19 protein-coding genes and 1 riboswitch are annotated in these 20403 nt (G+C 73.7%); of the genes, 12 read left to right on the top strand and 7 right to left on the bottom strand.

The window, feature by feature from the left end:
- The first annotated feature begins 65 nt into the window (after positions 1–65).
- Positions 66–650, top strand: a complete 585-nt coding sequence (locus ACFVQZ_RS10430) for an NADAR family protein (RefSeq protein WP_383620993.1) — start codon at positions 66–68, stop codon at positions 648–650.
- Here ACFVQZ_RS10430 and ACFVQZ_RS10425 read toward each other — a convergent pair.
- Positions 618–1325, bottom strand: coding sequence for a hypothetical protein (locus tag ACFVQZ_RS10425; RefSeq protein WP_383620992.1), 708 nt, complete (start codon positions 1323–1325; stop codon positions 618–620). The genes ACFVQZ_RS10430 and ACFVQZ_RS10425 overlap by 33 nt on opposite strands.
- A gap of 75 nt (positions 1326–1400) precedes the next feature.
- Between ACFVQZ_RS10425 and ACFVQZ_RS10420 the strand changes: the two genes are divergently transcribed.
- The 6 genes from ACFVQZ_RS10420 (at position 1401) to ACFVQZ_RS10395 (ending at position 7039) form a co-directional block, all read left to right on the top strand.
- Positions 1401–2432 carry an adenosine deaminase gene (locus ACFVQZ_RS10420; protein ID WP_383620990.1) on the top strand — a complete coding sequence of 344 codons (1032 nt, stop codon included), beginning with the start codon at positions 1401–1403 and terminating at the stop codon, positions 2430–2432.
- Between the two features lie 22 nt (positions 2433–2454).
- Positions 2455–3141, top strand: coding sequence for a glycerophosphodiester phosphodiesterase (locus tag ACFVQZ_RS10415; RefSeq protein ID WP_051788312.1), 687 nt, complete (start codon positions 2455–2457; stop codon positions 3139–3141).
- Positions 3141–3917: an SAM-dependent methyltransferase gene (locus ACFVQZ_RS10410; protein WP_383620988.1), complete on the top strand. Its 777-nt coding sequence runs from the start codon at positions 3141–3143 to the stop codon at positions 3915–3917. Before ACFVQZ_RS10415 ends, ACFVQZ_RS10410 begins: the two co-directional genes overlap by 1 nt.
- Positions 3917–5068 (top strand): sensor histidine kinase, encoded by a 1152-nt coding sequence (locus ACFVQZ_RS10405; RefSeq protein WP_383620986.1) that lies wholly within the window; start codon positions 3917–3919, stop codon positions 5066–5068. Before ACFVQZ_RS10410 ends, ACFVQZ_RS10405 begins: the two co-directional genes overlap by 1 nt.
- Entirely contained in the window at positions 5065–5748 is a 684-nt protein-coding gene (locus ACFVQZ_RS10400; RefSeq protein ID WP_383620984.1) for a response regulator, read from the top strand. The genes ACFVQZ_RS10405 and ACFVQZ_RS10400 overlap by 4 nt, the downstream gene beginning before the upstream one ends.
- A gap of 121 nt (positions 5749–5869) precedes the next feature.
- Positions 5870–7039 carry a serine hydrolase domain-containing protein gene (locus ACFVQZ_RS10395; RefSeq protein WP_383620982.1) on the top strand — a complete coding sequence of 390 codons (1170 nt, stop codon included), beginning with the start codon at positions 5870–5872 and terminating at the stop codon, positions 7037–7039.
- 57 nt (positions 7040–7096) lie between these two features.
- Here the strand turns inward: ACFVQZ_RS10395 and ACFVQZ_RS10390 are convergent, their stop codons facing one another.
- Positions 7097–8284, bottom strand: coding sequence for a spermidine/putrescine ABC transporter substrate-binding protein (locus ACFVQZ_RS10390; RefSeq protein WP_383620980.1), 1188 nt, complete (start codon positions 8282–8284; stop codon positions 7097–7099).
- A 129-nt stretch (positions 8285–8413) separates the two neighbouring features.
- Positions 8414–9850: a gamma-aminobutyraldehyde dehydrogenase gene (locus ACFVQZ_RS10385; protein ID WP_030497448.1), complete on the bottom strand. Its 1437-nt coding sequence runs from the start codon at positions 9848–9850 to the stop codon at positions 8414–8416.
- Between the two features lie 205 nt (positions 9851–10055).
- On the opposite strand from ACFVQZ_RS10385, the gene ACFVQZ_RS10380 reads away from it, so the two are divergent.
- The 5 genes from ACFVQZ_RS10380 (at position 10056) to ACFVQZ_RS10360 (ending at position 15167) form a co-directional block, all read left to right on the top strand.
- Complete coding sequence (locus ACFVQZ_RS10380; protein ID WP_234338256.1) at positions 10056–10547, top strand: Lrp/AsnC family transcriptional regulator; 492 nt, start codon at positions 10056–10058, stop codon at positions 10545–10547.
- Complete coding sequence (locus ACFVQZ_RS10375; protein WP_383620978.1) at positions 10532–11920, top strand: aspartate aminotransferase family protein; 1389 nt, start codon at positions 10532–10534, stop codon at positions 11918–11920. The genes ACFVQZ_RS10380 and ACFVQZ_RS10375 overlap by 16 nt, the downstream gene beginning before the upstream one ends.
- A 201-nt stretch (positions 11921–12121) precedes the next feature.
- On the top strand, positions 12122–12850 hold the full coding sequence (locus ACFVQZ_RS10370) for an ATP-binding cassette domain-containing protein (protein WP_030497445.1): 729 nt from the start codon (positions 12122–12124) through the stop codon (positions 12848–12850).
- Complete coding sequence (locus ACFVQZ_RS10365; RefSeq protein WP_383620976.1) at positions 12832–13980, top strand: hypothetical protein; 1149 nt, start codon at positions 12832–12834, stop codon at positions 13978–13980. Before ACFVQZ_RS10370 ends, ACFVQZ_RS10365 begins: the two co-directional genes overlap by 19 nt.
- A 53-nt stretch (positions 13981–14033) precedes the next feature.
- Complete coding sequence (locus tag ACFVQZ_RS10360) at positions 14034–15167, top strand: LOG family protein (protein ID WP_383620974.1); 1134 nt, start codon at positions 14034–14036, stop codon at positions 15165–15167.
- Here the strand turns inward: ACFVQZ_RS10360 and ACFVQZ_RS10355 are convergent, their stop codons facing one another.
- The 4 genes from ACFVQZ_RS10355 to rlmN all read right to left on the bottom strand — a co-directional run bounded on the left by ACFVQZ_RS10355 (position 15168) and on the right by rlmN (position 20259).
- Positions 15168–16187, bottom strand: coding sequence for an ABC transporter ATP-binding protein (locus ACFVQZ_RS10355; RefSeq protein ID WP_383620972.1), 1020 nt, complete (start codon positions 16185–16187; stop codon positions 15168–15170).
- The gene (locus tag ACFVQZ_RS10350) at positions 16187–17800 is read right to left on the bottom strand and encodes an iron ABC transporter permease (RefSeq protein ID WP_030497441.1); all 1614 of its coding nucleotides are present in this window, start codon (positions 17798–17800) and stop codon (positions 16187–16189) included. The genes ACFVQZ_RS10355 and ACFVQZ_RS10350 overlap by 1 nt, the downstream gene beginning before the upstream one ends.
- A 38-nt stretch (positions 17801–17838) precedes the next feature.
- A complete protein-coding gene (locus ACFVQZ_RS10345) occupies positions 17839–18924 on the bottom strand; it encodes a thiamine ABC transporter substrate binding subunit (RefSeq protein ID WP_383620970.1) in 1086 nt (361 codons plus the stop codon).
- An 83-nt stretch (positions 18925–19007) separates the two neighbouring features.
- Positions 19008–19117, bottom strand: a riboswitch (TPP riboswitch).
- A gap of 29 nt (positions 19118–19146) precedes the next feature.
- A complete protein-coding gene (gene rlmN / locus ACFVQZ_RS10340; RefSeq protein ID WP_319011277.1) occupies positions 19147–20259 on the bottom strand; it encodes a 23S rRNA (adenine(2503)-C(2))-methyltransferase RlmN in 1113 nt (370 codons plus the stop codon).
- Positions 20260–20403: the final 144 nt, after the last annotated feature.

The raw sequence follows: 20403 nt of genomic DNA, 5'->3' as shown, positions 1-20403 counted from the left end.
CAAGTGTCGAGGTCCCGGGAAAATCTCCGTACGGAGTGTCGGTCGCGCCTGCCAGACTCGCGTGCATGATGACCATCGAGGCGCTGACGGAGCAGGTCAGCAGGGGTGAACGGGTGAAGTGGCTGCACTTCTGGGGCCACCGGCCGGCCCCCGACGGACGGCTCACGCAGAGCTGTCTGAGCCAGTGGTGGCCGTCGCCCTTCGTGGTGGACGGCGTGCGCTACGCGACGGCCGAGCACTGGATGATGGCGGAGAAGGCGCGCCTCTTCGGCGACGCGGAGGCGGAGCGGACGGTGCTCGCCGCCCGCACCCCGGCCGAGGCGAAGAACGCCGGCCGGCTGGTCCGCGGCTTCGACGAGACCGTGTGGGCTCGGGAGCGCGCCGGGATCGTGGTGGCCGGCAGCGTCCACAAGTTCGCCTCGGACCCGGGGCTGCGGGACTTCCTGCTCGGGACCGGTTCCCGGGTGCTCGTGGAGGCGAGCCCGCTGGACCGGGTGTGGGGCATCGGGCTCGCCGCCGGCGACCCCGGCGCCGCCGACCCGGCCCGCTGGCGCGGGCTCAACCTGCTGGGCTTCGCGCTGATGGAGGCGCGGGAGCGGCTGCGGGCGGGGGCGGGTTCAGCCCCGGTCGCCGACGGTGAGGACCGCTGAGGTCCGGACGCCCCCGTCGGTCTCCTCGTACTCGCCGTAGCTGGTGACCGCCCACACGACGAGGGCGATGACCGCCGCGCCGAGGACGGTGGAGATCACGCCGAGGACGATGCCGGCGGTGGCGGCGCCGCCGTTGCTCGCCTCGCCCCGGCCGGCCCGCTTGCGGCCGAGGATGCCGAAGATCAGGGCGAGGACGCCGAGCACGATCGACGGGACGCCGTAGAACCAGAACACGCAGGTCCCGATGATGCCCAGCACCATGCCGGCCGTGCCCATGCCGTTGTTCTGGCCGTGCGCCGGGCCGTAGGGCAGCGGGGCGGCCGGCGGGTAGCCGTACGAGGAGGCGACGGGCGCGGCCGGGTAGCCGTACGCGGTCGGGGCGCCGGCGCCGGGGCCCGGGTAGCCGTAGCCCGCCGGAGCGGCCGGGGGGCCGTACCCGGCCGGCGGCGCGGGCGTCCCGTACGCGGCGGGGCCGCCGGGGGCGACCGGAGGCGGCGGCAGCTCGGCGCCGGCCGCCTCGCCGGTGGGTATCGAGGTGATCGTGGGCTGCTCGTGGACCGGGCGGTCCGCCGGGGCCCGCTTCGCCGGCCGCACCCGGGCCTCGGACCGCTCCGGCGGGGCCCACGGGTCGTTCATGCCCCGGTCCTGCGGGCTCGGATCGGCGGTGTCGGACATGCGGGGCTCCCTCCGTGGTCCCGTCATGCTACGGCGTGCCGTCCGGCCCGCGGGCGCCCGGCCTACGATGACCCGATGACCGACCTCCACCCCTTCATCGCGGGCCTGCCCAAGGCGGAGCTGCACGTCCACCACGTGGGCTCCGCCTCCCCCCGGATCGTCTCCGAGCTGGCCGCCCGGCATCCGGACTCCAAGGTCCCCACGGACCCGGAGGCGCTGGCCGACTACTTCACCTTCACCGACTTCGCGCACTTCATCGACGTGTACCTGTCCGTCGTGGACCTGGTGCGCACCCCGGAGGACGTCCGGCTGCTGACCTTCGAGGTCGCCCGGGACATGGCCCGGCAGAACATCCGCTACGCGGAGCTGACCGTCACCCCGTACTCGTCCACCCGCCGCGGCATCGACGAGCGGGCGTTCATGGCGGCGATCGAGGACGCCCGCACGGCGGCGGAGGCCGAGTTCGGCACCGTGCTGCGCTGGTGCTTCGACATCCCCGGCGAGGCCGGCCTGGAGGCCGCCGAGGAGACCGCGCGGCTCGCCACCGCGGACGGCGTCCGCCCCGAGGGCCTGGTCTCCTTCGGCCTCGGCGGCCCGGAGATCGGGGTGCCGCGCCCGCAGTTCAAGCCGTACTTCGACCGGGCCCGGGCGGCCGGGCTGCACTCGGTGCCGCACGCCGGCGAGACGACCGGCCCGCAGACCGTCTGGGACGCGATCCGCGACCTGGGCGCCGAGCGCGTCGGCCACGGCACCAGCTCCGTCCAGGACCCGGAGCTGCTGGCGTACCTGGCGGAGCACCGGATCGCGCTGGAGGTCTGCCCGACCTCCAACATCGCGACCCGGGCGGTGGCCACCCTGGACGAGCACCCGATCCGCGCCATGGCCGACGCGGGCGTGCTGGTCACCGTCAACAGCGACGACCCGCCGATGTTCGGCACCGACCTCAACACCGAGTACGCCGTCGCCGCCCGCCTCCTCGGCCTCGACGAGCGGGGGCTCGCGGCCCTCGCGAAGAACGCCGTCGAGGCGTCCTTCCTGGACCCGGCCGGCAAGCGGCGGCTGGCCGCCGAGATCGACACGTACACGGAGGACTGGCTGGCGCGCTGAGCCCCGGCGAAGAATGGGCCCCATGCGATCTGTCACTGTCGTAGGCCACCGCGGCGACCCGTACCGCGCCCGGGAGAACACCCTCGCCTCGATCGGCTCCGCCTTCGAGCGGGGTGCGGACGCGGTCGAGGTCGACGTCCGGCTCACGAAGGACGAGGTGCCCGTCCTGCTCCACGACGACACCCTGAAGCGCCTGTGGGGCCACGACCGGCGGCTCTCCTCGCTCACCCACGCCGAGGTGCGGACCCTCACCGGCGGCGGGGTGCCGACGCTCCGCGACGCGCTCCGGGCCGCCGGGGAGCGCCGGCTGATGCTGGACCTGCCGGGCGGGAACGAGGCGTCGGTCCGGAAGATCGTCGGCGCGGTCCGCGAGGCCGGCGCCGGCGAGCGCGTCTTCTACTGCGCGGGCGCGGTCGCGATGCTCCAGGTGCGGGCGGCCGACCCGCACGCGGAGATCGCGCTCACCTGGACGTCGCTGGCCCCGCCCCGCAAGGTGCTGCTCGACGCGGTCCGCCCGAAGTGGCTCAACTACCGTTTCGGCCTGGTGGGGTCGGCGCTGGCCGAGCGGGTGCACCGGGACGGGCTGCTCGTCTCGGCCTGGACGCCGGACACCCGCAGGACCATGCGTAGGCTGATCGCGAACGGGGTCGACTCGATCACCACCAACCGGGTCGACGTCCTCGCCGCCGTCCTGCGAAAGGCTCCCTGATGAACGACCGGATCCGGACCGACATCGCCCACAACGCCCGGGTGTGGAACTACTGGCTGGGCGGCAAGGACAACTATCCCGTCGACCGCGCCGTCGGCGACCAGGTCGTCTCGTTCCACCCGAGCATCGGCGAAGTGGCCCGCGCGGACCGGGCGTTCCTCGGCCGGGTGGTGACCCGGCTGGCCGCCGGGGGGACCCACCAGTTCCTCGACATCGGCACCGGCCTGCCGACCGCCGACAACACCCACGAGGTGGCGCAGCGGGTCGTGCCGGACGCCCGGATCGTCTACGTCGACAACGACCCGATCGTCCTCACCCACGCCCGGGCGCTGCTGACCAGCTCCCCCGAGGGCGTCACCGAGTACGTCGACGCGGACGCGCACGAGCCGGAGAAGATCGTGGCGGCGGCCGGCGAGGTCCTGGACCTGTCCCGTCCGGTGGCGGTGCTGATGCTCGGCCTGCTCAACTTCGTGCTGGACACGGACGAGGCCCGGTCGATCGTCCGCACCCTGATGGCGGCGGTGCCCTCCGGCAGCCACCTGGTGCTCACCCATCCGACGCTCGACCCGGAGCTGGGCGGCGAGGGCAACGAGGCGGCGATGGCGTTCTGGAACGAGAACGCCACCCCGCCGATCACCGCCCGCACCCGCGAGGAGTTCGCGTCCTTCTTCGACGGCCTGGAGCTGCTGGAGCCGGGCGTCGTCTCGTGTGCCCGCTGGGGCGCTCCGGACGCCGCCGTGGTGGCCCAGTTCGGCGCGGTGGGCCGCAAGCCGTAATGCGGATACGGGGGGTGGCGCAGGCCCGCGAGTGGGGCGCCGCGCATCCGGCGGCGGTGGACGCGGGGCTGGCGCTGCTGGTGCAGGCGGCGGTGACGATGCCGTTCGTGGTGCCGCGCGGGCCGGAGCTGCCGCCGGCGACCTGGGAGGCGTACGGGCTGACGACGCTGACCGTGCTGCCGCTGGTGTGGCGGCGGCGGGCGCCGATGGCGGTGCTGCTCGCGGTGCTGGCCACCAGCGGGCTGTACCGGCTGGCGGTGGACGGGCCGGGGCAGCCGCTGCCGTACCAGGGGCTGGTGTGCCTGCACGCGGTCGCGGCGCTCGCGCCTGCGGGGCAGCGGGCGGTGGCGGGGGTGCTGATGCTGGTCTCGGTGCCGGTGTCGGTGTGGCTGAACTCGCGGTCGGCGCGCGAACTGACCTTCTCGCTCTTCGTGTTCGCGGCGGCCTACGTCTCGGGCCGGCTGACCGACGCCCGGCAGCGGGCGCAGGCGGTGGAGGCGGAGCGGGCGGCGGCCCGGGAGCGGGCGCGGATCGCCCGCGAGATGCACGACATCCTGGCGCACGCGGTGAGCCTGATGGTGGTGCAGGCGGAGGCGGGTCCGGTGGCGGTGCGGAAGGCGCCGGAGCGGGCGGAGGCGGCGTTCGAGGCGATCTCCGCGACGGGGCGGGACGCGATGGACCAGCTGCGGCGGATGCTGGGGGTGCTGCGGGACGAGGACGGCGGCGCGGGCCGGTCACCGCAGCCCGGTCCCGAGGAGCTGCCCGCGCTCCTGGAGCGGGTGCGGGCCGGCGGTCTGGAGGTGCGGTACGAGACCTCGGGGGAGGTGGCGGGGCTGCCTGCGGGGCTCGCGGCGACGGTGTACCGGATCGTGCAGGAGGCGCTGACCAACACGGTGCGGCACGCCAGGGCCCGTACCGCCACGGTCCGGGTCGACCGCTCCCCCGGCCGGGTCACCGTCCTGGTGCGCGACGACGGGCGGGGTCCCCGGCCGTCCCCAGGGCGCGCCGCCGGGCACGGACTGGCCGGGATACGGGAGCGGGCGGCGGCGCACGACGGGACGGCGACGGCGGGCCCGGGCCCGGGCGGCACCGGGTTCGAGGTGCGGGTGGACCTGCCCGTGCCCGCGCCGGCGGAAGGGGGTGCGCGGTGATCCGGGTGGTGGTGGCCGACGACCAGGAACTGGTGCGCAGCGGCTTCGCGCTGATCCTCGACGTCCAGGACGACATCGAGGTGGTGGCCGAGGCGGCCGACGGGGCGGCGGCGGTGGAGGCGGTGCGGCGGCACCGGCCGGACGTGGCGCTGCTCGACATCCGGATGCCCCGGCTGGACGGGATCGAGGCGTGCCGGGCGATCACCGCGGAGAGCGCCTGCCGGACGGTGATGCTGACGACCTTCGACTCGGACGCGTACGTGTACGAGGCGCTGCACGCGGGGGCGAGCGGCTTCCTGCTGAAGGACGTGCGCCGGGACGACCTGGTGCACGCGGTCCGGGTGGTGGCGGCGGGCGACTCGCTGCTCGCGCCGTCGGTGGCCCGGCGGCTGGTGGAGCAGTACACGGCGGGCGGCCCGCAGCGGCCTGCGGCGCCGGACCCGCGGCTGGACGTGCTGACGGGCCGGGAGCGGGAGACGCTGCTGCTGCTCGCGCGGGGCCTGTCGAACGCGGAGATCGCGGCGGAGCTGGTGGTCTCGGAGCACACGGTGAAGACCCATGTGGGCAACGTGCTGGCGAAGCTGGGGCTGCGGGACCGGATCCAGGCGGTGATCTGCGCGTACGAGACGGGCCTGGTGACGCCGGGCCCTCCCCCGCGCGGGGGAGGCGCGGGCGGCTGACCTCCCCCGCTCCGGCGAGGGGCGGGCGGGGCGGGTCCGCCGGTGCGGGCGATCCGCCGGCCGCCGCCGCTCAGCAGGATGGAGCCGTCGAGAACAACGGCTCGTCCCACGGGAGTTGACCATGAAGAAGTCCGCCCGCGCCCTGCTCGCCACCGCCCTCGTCCTGGGTGTGGCCGCGGGTCCGTCCGCCCTCTCCCCCGCCGTCGCGGCGCCGGTCCCGCCCGCCGCGGCGGCGACGGCGGGTCCCGATCTGTCGGCGGTGATCTCCGGGCTGCCGCGCGCCGACGCGACGGCGGCGCTGGTCCGGGTCGGCGGCACCGAGGGCGGCTGGGCGGGCGGCGCGGGGGTGCGGGACCTGGAGTCGGGGGCGCCGGCCGATCCGGCGGGGCGGTTCCGGGCCGGTTCGGTGACGAAGGTGTTCACGGCGGCGACCGTGCTGCAGCTGGCCGCCGAGGGCCGGATCGACCTGGACCGCACCGCCCGCTCGTACCTGCCGGAGCTGATCCCGGGCCGCTACGCGACGGTGACGGTCCGTCAGCTGCTGAACCACACGCACGGCATCCCGGCGGCGGGCCTGCCGGGCGGCACCGTGGAGGAGTGGTACGAGCGCCGCTTCGAGGTGCACGAGCCGGAGGAGATGGTCCGCCGGGCGACCGCGAAGGCGCGGGAGTTCCGCCCCGGGACCCGCCAGCACTACCTGAACATCGGCTACACGATCGCCGGGCTGATCGTGGAGCGGGTGACGGGCGACGCGTACGAGGAGCAGCTGGAGCGCCGGATCCTGCGCCCGCTCGGCCTGCGGGACACCTACGCGCCCGGCCGGGAGACCGTGATCCGGGGGTCGTACAACCACGGCTACCAGCTGATGCGGCGGGAGGACGGGACCACGGGGCTGCGGGACGTGTCGGAGTGGGGGGTCACGGACGGCTGGGCGGCCGGCGACCTGGTGTCGACCACGGCGGACCTGGAGCGGTTCACCCGGGCCCTGTTCGCGGGGCGGGTGGTGCGCGGTCCGCTGCTGGAGGAGATGTTCACGCTGCCGGAGGTGACCGACTTCGGGTCCGGCGAGCCGGCGGCGTACTCCGCCGGCCTGTCGGTGAAGCGGCTGGGCGGGCGCGAGGTGTGGGGCAAGACGGGCGGCCGGTGGGGCTACAACACGGCCGTCGCGTCGACCCGGCACGGGGAACGGACCCTGGTCTACAGCGTCAACGCGACGGACGCGAAGGGCGAGGGGATGAACCGCACGGCCCTGGAGCTCATGCTGGCGACGTACGGACTGCCGTCGGAGTGACACCGCCCCGGGCGGCCTCCAGCCGCTTGACGAGCCGGCGCCTGGCGGCCGCTCCGCTCACAGGCCCACGAGGGAGTTCCAGCGCTTGGCCATGGCCGGGCGTTCGGCCGAGGTGATGTCCCGGGCGACGGCGAGCCGGCCGCGCATCTCCCGGTCGGGGAAGATCAGCGGGTCCTCGGCGAGCGCGGCCAGTTCCTCGTCGCCGGAGTCGGCGAGGACGGCCTGGGCGGCCGGGACCGGGCAGACGTAGTTGACCCAGGCGGCGAGTTCGGCGGCCACCTCGGGCTCGTAGTAGTAGTCGACCAGTTTCTCGGCATTGGCCTTGTGGCGCGCGAGGTTGGGGATCATCAGCGACTCGGCCCACAGCTCGCCGCCCTCCTCGGGGACGACGAACGCGATGTCGGGGTTGTCGGCCTGGAGCTGGATGACGTCGCCGGAGTACGCCTGGCAGGCCAGCACGTCGCCGCTCGACAGGTCCTTGATGTAGTCGTTGCCGGTGAAGCGGCGGATGTGCTTCTCCCGCACCAGCTTCTCGACCTGGTCGCACACGGCGCCGAAGTCGTCCTGCGTCCAGCGGGTGATGTCGGCGCCGTTGCCCCGCATGAGCAGGGCGATGGACTCGTCGAGGCCGGACAGCAGCGTCACCTTGCCGCGCAGGTCGGCGTCCCACAGCTGGCGGGTGGAGCGGATTTCCCGGCCGAGCGCGCGCCGGTTGTAGGCGATGCCGGTGATGCCGGACTGCCAGGGCACGGCGTGGAGCCGGCCGGGGTCGAAGGCGGGGCGGAGCAGCTGGGGGTCGAGCCGGCCGGCGACGTGCGGCTGGGCGGCGCGGTCCATCTTCTGGACCCAGCCGAGGCGGACGAAGCGGGCGGCCATCCAGTCGCTGACGACGACGAGGTCGCGGTCGGTGGCCTGGCCGTTCATGAGGGCGGGGCCGACCTTGCCGAAGAACTCGTCGTTGTCGTTGATCTCCTCGGTGTAGCGGACGGAGATCCCGGTGCGCTTCCGGAAGGCGTCGAGCGTGGGCCGCCGCTGCGGATCGTCGTCGTCGGTGTCGATGTAGAGCGGCCAGTTGGCGAAGGTGACGCTGCGCTCGCGGTCGGACAGGTCGCGGCCGGCCCGGTCGCCCTCGGCGACGTAGGCGGGCTTCACGCCGCAGGCGGCGAGCAGGCCGCCGACTCCGGCGGCGCCGAGGCCGCGGAGGAGGGACCGGCGCGGAAGGGGGTTCCTGGCTATCGCTCTCACCCGCGCAGCTTCGCGCCCGCCGCCGGGACCCCGCAATGGACGCTCCGTCGAGCGGCACGGCACGGCCCCGACACCTTGTCGATCATCGGATCGGCGGTGCCGGGGCCGTACGCGGGCCTACCGGGGGGTTCAGCCCAGCGAGGTCATCACGTGCTTGATGCGCGTGTAGTCCTCGAAGCCGTACGCGGAGAGGTCCTTGCCGTAGCCGGACTTCTTGAAGCCGCCGTGCGGCATCTCGGCGACCAGCGGGATGTGGGTGTTGATCCACACGCAGCCGAAGTCGAGCGAGCGGGACATGCGCATGGCGCGCTGGTGGTCCTTGGTCCAGACGGAGGAGGCGAGGGCGTACTCGACACCGTTCGCGTACTCCAGGGCCTGGGCCTCGTCCGCGAAGGACTGGACGGTGATGACCGGGCCGAAGACCTCGTTCTGGACGATCTCGTCGTCCTGCTTGAGGCCGGAGACGACGGTCGGGGCGTAGAAGTAGCCCTTGTCGCCGACGCGGTGGCCGCCCGCCTCCACCTTGGCGTGGGCCGGGAGGCGGTCGATGAAGCCGGCGACCTGCTTCAGCTGGTTGGCGTTGTTCAGCGGGCCGTAGAGCACGTCCTCGTCGTCCGGCTGACCGGTCTTCGTCTCGGCGGCGGCCTTGGCGAGGGCGGCGACGAACTCGTCGTGGATGGACTCGTGGACGAGCACGCGGGTGGCGGCCGTGCAGTCCTGGCCGGCGTTGAAGAAGCCGGCGACGGAGATGTCCTCGACGGCCTTGTCGATGTCGGTGTCCTCGAAGACCACGACGGGGGCCTTGCCGCCCAGCTCCAGGTGGACGCGCTTGACGTCCTTGGCCGCCGACTCGGCGACCTGCATGCCGGCGCGGACGGAGCCGGTGATGGAGGCCATCGCCGGGACCGGGTGCTCGACCATGGCGCGGCCGGTCTCGCGGTCGCCGCAGATGACGTTGAAGACGCCCTTGGGGACGATCGAGCCGATGATCTCGGCCATCAGGACCGTGGACGCCGGGGTGGTGTCCGAGGGCTTGAGGACGACCGTGTTGCCCGCGGCGAGGGCCGGGGCGAACTTCCACACGGCCATCATCATCGGGTAGTTCCACGGCGCGACCTGCGCGCAGACGCCGACCGGCTCGCGGCGGATGATCGAGGTCATGCCCTCCATGTACTCGCCGGCCGAGCGGCCTTCGAGCAGCCGGGCGGCACCCGCGAAGAAGCGGATCTGGTCCACCATCGGCGGGATCTCGTCGCTCGCGGTGAGGGCGACCGGCTTGCCGGTGTTCTCGACCTCGGCGGCGATGAGCTCCTCGGCGCGCTCCTCGAAGGCGTCGGCGATCTTGAGGAGCACCTTCTGGCGCTCGGCGGGCGTGGTGTCGCGCCAGGCGGGGAAGGCGGCCGCGGCGGCCTCCATGGCGGCGTCGACGTCGGCCTGGCCGGAGAGCGGGGAGGTCGCGTACGCCTCGCCGGTGACCGGGTTGATCACCTCGATGGTGCGGCCGTCGGCCGCGTCGCGGAACTCCCCGTCGATGTAGTTGCGCAGCCGGCGCAGCTCGGTGGTCACTTGCCACCCCTCCTGTCACGTTCTGTCTTCGCACGACCTTGTGCGACGTCCCGATGGGTGAGACGTCTCAGCCTACTGGTTCGGCTGACGCTTTCAACAGCCCCGAGGGCCCTCCACTTCGGATTCAGTTCCGTCACGGGCCCGAGACAACGAATTACATCGCTCTGGGGTTGCGCGACTGCGCATCTCGGTGCACAGTGAAGACGTGGCCAGTCGAAGCACAGACTCCAGAACCGGAACCGGTTCGTCCCCGACGATCGATGCCGTCTCCCTGGCGATCATCGAGCAGCTCCAGGAGGACGGCCGCCGTCCCTACGCCGCCATCGGCAAGGCCGTCGGCCTCTCCGAAGCGGCCGTGCGGCAGCGCGTCCAGAAGCTCCTCGACCAGGGCGTCATGCAGATCGTCGCCGTCACCGACCCGCTCACCGTGGGCCTCCGGCGACAGGCGATGGTCGGCATCCACGTCGAGGGTGACCTGGATCCGGTCGCGGAGGCGCTGACGGACATGCCCGAGTGCGAGTACGTGGTGATGACCGCGGGCTCGTTCGACCTGATGGTGGAGATCGTCTGCGAGGACGACGACCACCTTCTGGAAGTGATCAACAAGCGGATCCGCACGCTCCCCGGCGTGCGCTCCACCGAGAGCTTCGTCTACCTGAAGCTCAAGAAGCAGACCTACATGTGGGGAACCCGATAGCCGTGAGCCAGGACCGCAGCGACCTTTCGAAGTCCGCCTACGACCACCTGTGGATGCACTTCACCCGCATGTCGTCGTACGAGAACAGCCCCGTCCCCACCATCGTCCGCGGTGAGGGCACCTACATCTACGACGACAAGGGCCGCAAGTACCTCGACGGCCTCGCCGGCCTGTTCGTGGTGCAGGCCGGACACGGCCGCACCGAGCTGGCCGAGACCGCCATGAAGCAGGCCCAGGAGCTCGCCTTCTTCCCGGTGTGGTCCTACGCCCACCCGAAGGCCGTCGAGCTGGCCGAGCGCCTCGCGAACGAGGCCCCCGGCGACCTCAACAAGGTCTTCTTCACCACCGGCGGCGGCGAGGCGGTCGAGACCGCCTGGAAGCTCGCCAAGCAGTACTTCAAGCTGACCGGCAAGCCGACCAAGCACAAGGTCATCTCCCGCGCGGTCGCCTACCACGGCACCCCGCAGGGCGCGCTGTCCATCACCGGCCTGCCGGGCCTGAAGGCCCCGTTCGAGCCGCTGGTGCCCGGCGCCCACAAGGTCCCGAACACCAACATCTACCGCGCGCCGCTCTTCGGCGACGACCCGGTGGCCTTCGGCCGCTGGGCCGCCGACCAGATCGAGCAGCAGATCCTCTTCGAGGGCCCCGACACCGTCGCCGCGGTCTTCCTGGAGCCGGTGCAGAACGCCGGCGGCTGCTTCCCGCCGCCGCCCGGGTACTTCCAGCGGGTCCGCGAGATCTGCGACAAGTACGACGTGCTGCTCGTCTCCGACGAGGTCATCTGCGCCTTCGGCCGCCTCGGCACCACCTTCGCCTGCGACAAGTTCGGCTACGTGCCGGACATGATCACCTGCGCGAAGGGCATGACCTCGGGCTACTCCCCGATCGGCGCCTGCATCATCTCCGACCGCCTGGCGGAGCCGTTCTACAAGGGCGACAACACCTTCCTGCACGGCTACACCTTCGGCGGCCACCCGGTCTCCGCGGCCGTGGGCCTCGCCAACCTCGACATCTTCGAGAAGGAGAAGCTCAACCAGCACGTGCTCGACAACGAGGGCAACTTCCTGTCGACGCTGCAGAAGCTGCACGACCTGCCGATCGTCGGCGACGTCCGCGGCAACGGCTTCTTCTACGGCATCGAGCTCGTCAAGGACAAGGCCACCAAGGAGTCCTTCAACGACGAGGAGACCGAGCGCGTCCTGTACGGCTTCCTCTCCAAGGCGCTGTTCGACAACGGCCTGTACTGCCGGGCCGACGACCGCGGCGACCCGGTCATCCAGCTGGCTCCGCCGCTGATCTCGGACCAGTCCACGTTCGACGAGATCGAGCAGATCCTCCGCGCCACCCTCACCGAGGCCTGGACGAAGCTCTGATCCCGCCCGGTCGCGACGCCCTCACGGCGTGACCCCCCGGCCCGGGCATGCCGCCATCCGAGTGGATGGCGGCGGCCCGGGCCGCGTGCTGTCCGTACAAACGGATCCGAATACTTACGGTGCCCAGTGACCGACCGGCCCGCCCGTCGTTCCCCCGGACGGGGGAACGCAACAATCGGATCCGACATCGAGGTGTACGCGATGGCCCCACCGGACAACGACGTGCTCTGGGCGCGTTCCCTGCACTGCTCCCTGGGCGGCACCCAGGCCCTCAGCGGCGTCTCCGTCGGCGTCCGCGAGGGCGAGATCCTCGCCGTCACCGGCCCCCGCGGCAGCGGCAAGACCACCCTCCTGCGCTGCCTCTCCGGCGAACTCGCCGCCCAGAAGGGCGAGGTCTGGTTCAACAGCGCCCCGGTCCACACCCTCTCCCCCGCCGCCCGCGAACGGCTCCGCCGCGAACGCTTCGGCTGGATCGGCCCCGAGCCCGGCCTCGTCCCCGAACTCACCGCCTGGGAGAACACCGCCCTCCCGCTGCTGCTCCGCGGCGTCCCCCACCGGGCCGCGCGGACCGCCGCCGGCGAATGGCTGGACCGCCTCGACATCGGCGCCTGCGCCCGCACCCGGCCGCACGCCCTCACCCGCTCCCAGCGCCAGCGCACCGCCATCGCCCGCGCGCTCGCCGCCGGACCCACCGTCCTCTTCGCCGACGAACCCACCGCCGCCCTGCACCGGGCCGACGGCGCGCAGGTGCTCCGCACCCTCACCGCCGCCGCCCGCTCGCACGGCATCACCGTGCTCCTCGCCACCCACGACGGCGAGGTCGCGGCGCTCGCCGACCGGGCGGTCACCCTGCTGGACGGACGCCGGACCGGCAGCCTGCCGCCGGCCTCGGGGGCGGAGGGCGTCGCCGCGTGCTCGCTCTCCGTCTAGTCCGCGGCTCCCACCCGCTCGTCCAGCTGCGGCGGCTCCTGGTCGCCGCGGCCGCCGCCGGCGTGGGCTTCCTGCTGCTGTGCACCCTCGGCTACGCCGTCGGCCACCCCGAGGACTCCGCCGCCTCCGTGCTGCGGCTCCTCTGGTGCGTCCTGCCGGTCGCCGCCACCGTCCAGTTCGCCGTCGCCGTCGCCCGGACCGACCCCGCCACCCGGCCCCGCCCCGGGCTCTCCTCCCTCGGCCTCGGCCCGGCCCGGCTCACCGCCATCGCCGCCACCTCGACCGCCGTCGCCTGCACCCTCGGCTCCATGGTGGCCCTCCTGGTCTACCTGCACCTGCGCGGCGACCTCACCGGCCTCCCCTTCGACGGGGCCGCCGCCGGACTCCTCGCCGCCGGACAGCCGCTGCCGCTGGCCGCCGCCCTCACCCTGCTCGCGGTCGTCCCGGTCGCCGGCGCCACCGCCGCCGCCCTCGCGCTGCGCCCCCGCACCGGCTCCCCCGCCCCCGAGGGCGCCGCCCGGCCGGTGCCCAGCGGCCTCCCGTGGGGCGTCGCGCTCGTCGCCGTCGGCCTCGCCGTCGAGACGTACGCCGGACAGGGCGGCGGCACGGGCGTCGCGCTCCCCGGCCGCTTCGACGGCTCCCCCGCCGGCGTCCTGGCCGGCTGGGTCCTCACCGCGGCCGGGCTCGCGCTCGCCGGACCCGGCCTCACCCACCTGTGCGGCCGGCTCCTGCAGGCCGCCCGGCCCGGAGCCGTACGTCTCCTCGCCGGCCGGGTCCTCATGGACGAGGCCACCCGCATCGGCCGCCCCCTCGGCGTGGTCTGCGCGGTGCTCTCCGGCACCCTCGCCGCCGCCACCCTGTACGGGGCGGGCGACGGCGGCACCGCCTTCGGGCCGCTCACCGGGCTCGGCGCCGGCGTCGTCCTCGCCTGCACCACCGCGACCCTGCTGACCGCCGCCCTGGAGTCCCGCCAGTGCCGCGCCCACACCACCGAGGCACTGGCCCGGCTCGGCGCCCCGCCGACCGTGCTGCGCACCGCCGCCCTGCTGCGCGCCGGGGCGCTGCTCGCCCTCTTCGTCCCCCTCACCTGGCTGGTCGGCGAACTGGCGGCGCTGCCGCTGACCGCCTGACCGGCCCCGGCATCCGGCGGGCCGCGCCGCCCCGGGCCGCCTATCGTGGGCCCATGGCGACGCCCCCACCGCCGCGCGTCCCGCACCGGCGGGACCGCGAGATCCACACCCTGGACGAGTTCGACGCGTCGCTCGCCCGGCCCGGCGGCCTCGCCGGGCAGCGGGTCCAGTCCGTCGACCTCACCGACCGCACCTTCGCCCTCCTCACGGCCTCCGCCGCCGGCACCGTCTTCCTCGGCTGCCCGATGGAACCGGAGGCGGCGGCGAAGGTGCGGGCCGACGGCGCGCTGGTCTTCCCGCCCGTCCCCGACCTCCCCTTCGACCCGTACCGCAACCGGCTCTACACCCCCGGCGAGCTGTACGAGGGCGTGACCGGCCCCGCCGGCTACGCGGACACCCCCGACGCCCGCACATACGCCTGGTTCGGCGCCACCCGCGGCGACGGCGACGTCTTCGCCTCCCTGCTCCGCTCGCTCCACGACGACGCCGTCGGCGACGCCCTCGACGAGCACCTGGCCGGCCTGCGGGTCGTCGGCGTGATGGGCGGCCACGCGATGGCCCGGGGCACCGAGGCGTACGCGGGCGCCGCCCGGCTCGGCCGCTCCCTCGCCCGCGCCGGCTACACCGTCGCCACCGGCGGCGGCCCCGGCGCGATGGAGGCCGCCAACCTCGGCGCGTACACCGCCCCCTTCGACGACCCCGCCCTCACCGAGGCGCTGGCCCTCCTCGCGAAGGCCCCGTCCTTCGTCCCCTCCGTGACCGAGTGGGCCCGCGCCGCCTTCGCCGTACGCGACCTGCTGCCCGGCGGCGGGGACTCGACCGGCATCCCCACCTGGTTCTACGGCCACGAACCGCCCAACGCCTTCGCCGGCCGCGTCGCCAAGTACTTCACCAACGCGCTCCGCGAGGACGGCCTGCTGGCCCGCTCCACCGCCGGCGTCGTCTTCCTGCCCGGCGCCGCCGGCACCGTCCAGGAGATCTTCGCCGACGCCACCCCGAACTACTACGAGTCCCTGGGCGCCCCCGCCCCCATGGTCCTGGTCGACCGCGCCCACTGGACCACCCGCCTCCCCGCCTGGCCCCTCCTGGAGACCCTGGCGGCGGGCCGCCCGATGGCCGCCGCGATCGCCCTGGTCGACAGCGTCGACGAGGCCCCGGCGGCCCTGGCCCGGCTCTCGGGGTCCTAGCTAGAGGTCCTGGTCCAGCACGACGACCTCCTCGGCGCGGAACGCCACCGCGACCTCCGCGCCCTCCTCCGGCACCTCGCGGAGCGGGAACTCCGCCTCCAGCGGCGGACCGTCCGCCGGGCGGAGGACGACCGTCACGTGGTGCCCGCGGAACGTGCGGGCCTCGACCCGGCAGGCCAGCCCCTCGGCCGCCACGCGCACCCCCGCCGGACGGACCAGCAGCCTCCGCTCGCCCTGCGGCGCGCCGGCCGGGACCGGGATCCGGCCCCAGACCGTCTCCGCCGCCGTCCCGGCGACGGTCGCCGGGACCACGTTCTCGAAGCCGAGGAAGCGGGCCGTGAACTCCGACCCCGGCCGCTGCCACACCTCCAGCGGGGTGCCCGCGCGCACGATCCGCCCGTCCCGCATCACGACCACCCGGTCCGCCAGCGCGAACGCCTCCCCCTGGTCGTGGGTGACCGCGAGGACCGTCGTCCCGAGCCGCCCGAACAGCGACCGCAGCTCCACCACCAGCCGCTCCCGCAGCCCCCGGTCCAGCTGCCCCAGCGGCTCGTCCAGCATCAGCAGCCGCGGCCGGGCCGCCAGCGCCCGGGCCAGCGCCACCCGCTGCTGCTCGCCGCCGGACAGCGCGGCCACCGGCCGGCGCCCCGCCCCCGGCAGCCCCACCAGCTCCAGCAGCTCCGCCACCCGGGCGTCCCGCTCCGCCTTCGGCACGCCGTGCATCCGCGGCCCGAAGGCCACGTTCCCGGCCACGTCCTTCTGCGGGAACAGCTGGTGGTCCTGGAACATCAGCCCCACCCCGCGCCGGTGCACCGGCACCCCCGCCTGGTCCGCCCCGCCGAGCAGCACCCGGCCCGCGTCCAGCGCCTGGAGCCCGGCGACCGCCCGCAGCAGCGTCGACTTGCCCGACCCGCTCGGCCCGAGCACGCACACGATCTCGTGCTCGGCGACCGTCAGGTCCACCGCGTCGAGCACCGCCCGCGCCCCGAACCGTACGGTCGCTCCCTCAAGGGTCAGCATCAGAACTCCCCGGTGGTCCGGTCGGTGCGCAGCCGCTCCAGCAGCAACAGGGACACCGCGCACACCACCATCAGCATCGTCGACAGGGCCATCGCCTGCCCGTAGTTGAGCTCGCCCGGCCGGCCGAGCAGCCGTGCCACGGCGACCGGCAGCGTCGGGCTGTCGGGCCGGGCGATGAAGACGGTCGCGCCGAACTCGCCGAGCGACACCGCGAACGCGAACCCGGCCGCGATCAGCAGCGCCCGCCGCACCAGCGGCAGGTCCACCTCCCGCCAGGCCCGCCACGGCGACGCCCCGAGCACCGCCGCCGCCTCCCGCAGTCGCTGGTCCACCGCCCGCAGCACCGGCAGCATGGTCCGCACCACGAACGGCACCCCGACCAGCGCCTGCGCGAGCGGGACGAGGATCCAGCTGGCCCGCAGGTCGAACGGCGGCTCGTCCAGCGTGATGAGGAAGCCGAAGCCGACGGTGACCGCCGACACCCCGAGCGGCAGCATCAGCAGCGCGTCGAAGCCCCGCACCAGCCGCCCGGCCCGCCGGGTGAGCGCCGCCGCCGCGAGCCCGCCGATAACCACGGCGATGGCCGTGGCGGCGACCGCGTACCGCAGCGAGTTCCCGACCGCCTCCAGCGGCGGCACCAGGAACGTGCCGGCCTCGTCGAGCGAGCCGAGCGCCCGGTAGTAGCGGAGCCCGTACCCCTCCGGCGTGGCGAAGGAACGCTCCACCAGCACCCCGAGCGGCAGCAGGATCAGCAGCACCACCGACAGCAGCACCGCGCCGAGCAGCGCCCACTGCCCGGCGCCGCGCGGCCGGCGCGCGGTCGACTCCGCGGCGACCAGCCGGAGCGCCGTCTCCCGGCGCCGTACCGTCCGCGCGTGCACGGCGAGGATCGCGCCGACGGCCGCGAACTGCGTCAGGGTCAGCACGGCCGCCGTCCGCAGGTCGAGCAGCCGGGCCGTCTGCCGGTAGATCTCCGCCTCCAGCGTCGTGTACGCGTCCCCGCCGAGGATCTGCACGACGCCGAACGAGGTGAAGGTGAAGAGGAAGACCATCAGCGCCGCCGCCGACACCGCCGGCGCCAGCGCGGGCAGCGTGACCGTCCGCCACGCCGTCCACCGCGAGGCGCCGAGCACCCGCGCGGCCTCCTCCTGGCGCGGGTCGAGCTGCGCCCACAGCCCGCCGACGGTCCGCACGACGACCGCGTAGTTGAAGAAGACGTGCGCGAGGAGGATCGCCCACACCGTGGTGTCGAGCCGCAGCCCCCACAGCGCGTCGGTGAACCCGCCCCGTCCCACCAGCGCCAGGAACGCGGTGCCGACCAGCACCGTGGGCAGCACGAACGGCACGGTGACGACGGCCCGCAGCGCGTTCTTGCCGGGGAAGTCGAAGCGGGCGAAGACGTACGCCCCCGGCAGCGCCACCAGCAGCGTCAGCCCGGTGGAGGCGGCGGCCTGCCAGACGGTGAAGCCGAGCACGTCGAGGATGTCCGGCCGGCTCAGGGTCGCTCCGAGCGCGCCCGGGTCCCAGACGCCGTCCGGCCGCAGCCCGCGCTCGACGATCGACACGACCGGCCACGCGAAGAAGACGGCGAAGAACGCGACGGGCAGGACCATCAGGCCCAGCCGCGCCGCGCTCCCCCGCCGGTCGCGCGTCACCTGAGGAGCGACGACCACTGCTGGATCCACGCCTCGCGCTTCTCGGCGATCTTCTCGGGGGCCATCGTCTCCGGCTTGTCGATCACCACGCCGTGCTGCGTGAACAGCTCCGGCAGGGTGGCGTCCTTCACGACCGGGTTGACGAACATCTGGAGCGGCATGTCGTCCTGGAACGTCTTCGAGACCAGGAAGTCGATCAGCGCCTTGCCGCCCTCGGGGTTCTTCGCGCCGTTCAGCAGGCCCGCGAACTCGATCTGCCGGAAGCAGGTGCCGGCGGACACCCCGGTGGGTGCCTCCTTGGGCTGCGGGTCGGCGTACAGCACCTCGACCGGCGGGCTGGAGGCGTAGGAGACGACCAGCGGGCGGTCGCCCTTGGCCTCCTTGCCGCCGGCCGAACCGGAGAACTCCTGGTTGTAGGCGAGCTCCCAGCTGTCGACGGTCTTCACGCCGTTGGCCTTCAGCTTCGACCAGTAGTCCTGCCAGCCGTCGTCGCCGTACTCCGCGATCGTGCCGAGGAGGAAGCCGAGGCCCGGGGAGGACCGCTCGGGGTTCTCCACCACGAGGAGGTCCTTGTACGCCGGCTTCGCCAGGTCGGCGAAGGTCTGCGGCGGCGCCAGCTTCTTGTCGGCGAAGTACTTCTTGTCGTAGTTGACGCAGATGTCGCCGGTGTCGACCGGGGTGACGCGCTTGTCGAGCTTGAGGGCGTCCGGGATCCGGTCGGCGCCCTTCGCCTCGTACTCCACGAAGATGCCATTGTCGACGGCGCGGGAGAGCAGGGTGTTGTCGACGCCGAAGAAGACGTCGCCCTGCGGGGAGCCCTTGGTCAGGATCTCCTTGTTGACGGCCTCGCCCGCGTCGCCGGCCTTCAGCACCTTGACGGTGAAGCCGGTCCGCTTCGTGAACTCGGCCAGCACCTCCTTGGAGGCGTTGAAGGAGTCGTGGCTGACGAGGGTCACGGTCTTCGGCGCCGGCGACCCGGACTTGCCCGCGGCTTCGCGGACGTCCTCGGTGGAGCAGGCGGCGAGGCTCGTGGCGCCGAGCGCCGCGGCCAGCGCGACGGCGGCGGCCTTCCTGATGTGCATCGTGGTACTTCCTCCTGGGTGGGACCAGGAAGAGACGCGGCCCTGCCCGCGGCCGGGGACCGGACGCGGGCAGGGCGCAACAGCTCGAGTTACGACCGAACTTCCTACCCGGAATGACCCGGGCGAGGTTCAGAGGGTCTGCGGTCTACGGTCACCGCACTCTCAGCGCTGTGGCGCTCCCCTGTCGGAATATGCAGATGTGTTCGAGCACAGGGTACAAGGTCAGCGCTCGGCCGCCGCCAGCTGTCCACAGGCGCCGTCGATCTCCTGTCCGCGGGTGTCGCGGACGGTCACCGGCACGCCGTGCCGGGCGATGGCCTCGACGAACGCCTTCTCGTCCTCGGGGCGGGACGCGGTCCACTTCGAGCCGGGCGTCGGGTTGAGCGGGATCAGGTTGACGTGGACCCGCTTGCCCTTGAGGAGCCTGCCCAGCAGGTCGCCGCGCCAGGCCTGGTCGTTGATGTCCCGGATGAGGGCGTACTCGATGGAGATCCGGCGCCCGGACTTCTCGGCGTACTCCCAGGCCGCGTCCAGCACCTCCCGGACCTTCCAGCGGGTGTTCACCGGCACCAGGGTGTCCCGCAGCTCGTCGTCGGGGGCGTGCAGCGAGACCGCGAGCCGGCACTTGAAGCCCTCGTCGGCGAAGCGCAGCATGGCCGGCACCAGGCCGACGGTGGAGACGGTGATGCCCCGCTGGGAGAGGCCGAGGCCGTCGGGCTCGGGGTCGGTGAGGCGGCGGATGGCGCCGACGACCCGCTTGTAGTTGGCGAGCGGCTCACCCATGCCCATGAAGACGATGTTGGAGAGCCGCGCGGGCCCGCCGGGCACCTCGCCGTCGCGCAGGGCGCGCATGCCGTCGACGATCTGGTGCACGATCTCGGCAGTCGACAGGTTCCGGTCGAGGCCGGCCTGGCCGGTGGCGCAGAACGGGCAGTTCATGCCGCAGCCGGCCTGCGAGGAGATGCACATGGTCACCCGGTCCGGGTAGCGCATGAGCACCGACTCGACGAGCGTGCCGTCGTGCAGCCGCCACAGCGTCTTGCGGGTGGTGTCGTCGTCGCACGAGATGTGCCGGACCACCGACATCAGGTCGGGCAGCAGCTCGCCGGCCAGCTTCTCCCGCGCGGCGGCCGGGATGTCGGTCCAGGCGGCGGGGTCGTGCGCGTAACGCGAGAAGTAGTGCGTCGACAGCTGCTTGGCGCGGAACGGCTTCTCGCCGATCGCGGCGACGGCCTCCTTCCGCTCCGCGGGCGTCAGGTCGGCGAGGTGCCGCGGCGGCTTCTTGGCTCCGCGCGGGGCGACGAAAGTGAGTTCTCCGGGCAGCGGACGAGCCACGACGGCGTCTCTCCTCAAACAGGCACGAGGTCGGACGTCCCGCGGCGGCGGGGAGCACGGCACTGCGGTGCCGGAGCGACCTCACTGGACCGTCCCCGCGGCGGCGAGGACGACGAAGGGCCCGGGGCACACGCCCCGAGCCCT

Source organism: Streptomyces sp. NPDC057854, from assembly GCF_042797055.1.
Classification (GTDB): Bacteria; Actinomycetota; Actinomycetes; order Streptomycetales; family Streptomycetaceae; genus Streptomyces.
This window is presented reverse-complemented; position numbering and strand designations above follow the sequence as displayed.

What these genes read in the sequence shown, in the direction of transcription:
- ACFVQZ_RS10430 (WP_383620993.1), top strand. Translation starts at nt 66, where the DNA reads ATGATGACCATCGAGGCGCTGACGGAGCAGGTCAGCAGGGGTGAACGG.
- ACFVQZ_RS10355 (WP_383620972.1), bottom strand. Translation starts at nt 16,187, where the DNA reads ATGCTGACCCTTGAGGGAGCGACCGTACGGTTCGGGGCGCGGGCGGTG.
- ACFVQZ_RS10425 (WP_383620992.1), bottom strand. Translation starts at nt 1,325, where the DNA reads ATGTCCGACACCGCCGATCCGAGCCCGCAGGACCGGGGCATGAACGAC.
- ACFVQZ_RS10415 (WP_051788312.1), top strand. Translation starts at nt 2,455, where the DNA reads ATGCGATCTGTCACTGTCGTAGGCCACCGCGGCGACCCGTACCGCGCC.
- ACFVQZ_RS10345 (WP_383620970.1), bottom strand. Translation starts at nt 18,924, where the DNA reads ATGCACATCAGGAAGGCCGCCGCCGTCGCGCTGGCCGCGGCGCTCGGC.
- ACFVQZ_RS10405 (WP_383620986.1), top strand. Translation starts at nt 3,917, where the DNA reads ATGCGGATACGGGGGGTGGCGCAGGCCCGCGAGTGGGGCGCCGCGCAT.
- ACFVQZ_RS10420 (WP_383620990.1), top strand. Translation starts at nt 1,401, where the DNA reads ATGACCGACCTCCACCCCTTCATCGCGGGCCTGCCCAAGGCGGAGCTG.
- ACFVQZ_RS10370 (WP_030497445.1), top strand. Translation starts at nt 12,122, where the DNA reads ATGGCCCCACCGGACAACGACGTGCTCTGGGCGCGTTCCCTGCACTGC.
- ACFVQZ_RS10395 (WP_383620982.1), top strand. Translation starts at nt 5,870, where the DNA reads ATGAAGAAGTCCGCCCGCGCCCTGCTCGCCACCGCCCTCGTCCTGGGT.
- ACFVQZ_RS10360 (WP_383620974.1), top strand. Translation starts at nt 14,034, where the DNA reads ATGGCGACGCCCCCACCGCCGCGCGTCCCGCACCGGCGGGACCGCGAG.
- ACFVQZ_RS10350 (WP_030497441.1), bottom strand. Translation starts at nt 17,800, where the DNA reads ATGGTCCTGCCCGTCGCGTTCTTCGCCGTCTTCTTCGCGTGGCCGGTC.
- ACFVQZ_RS10410 (WP_383620988.1), top strand. Translation starts at nt 3,141, where the DNA reads ATGAACGACCGGATCCGGACCGACATCGCCCACAACGCCCGGGTGTGG.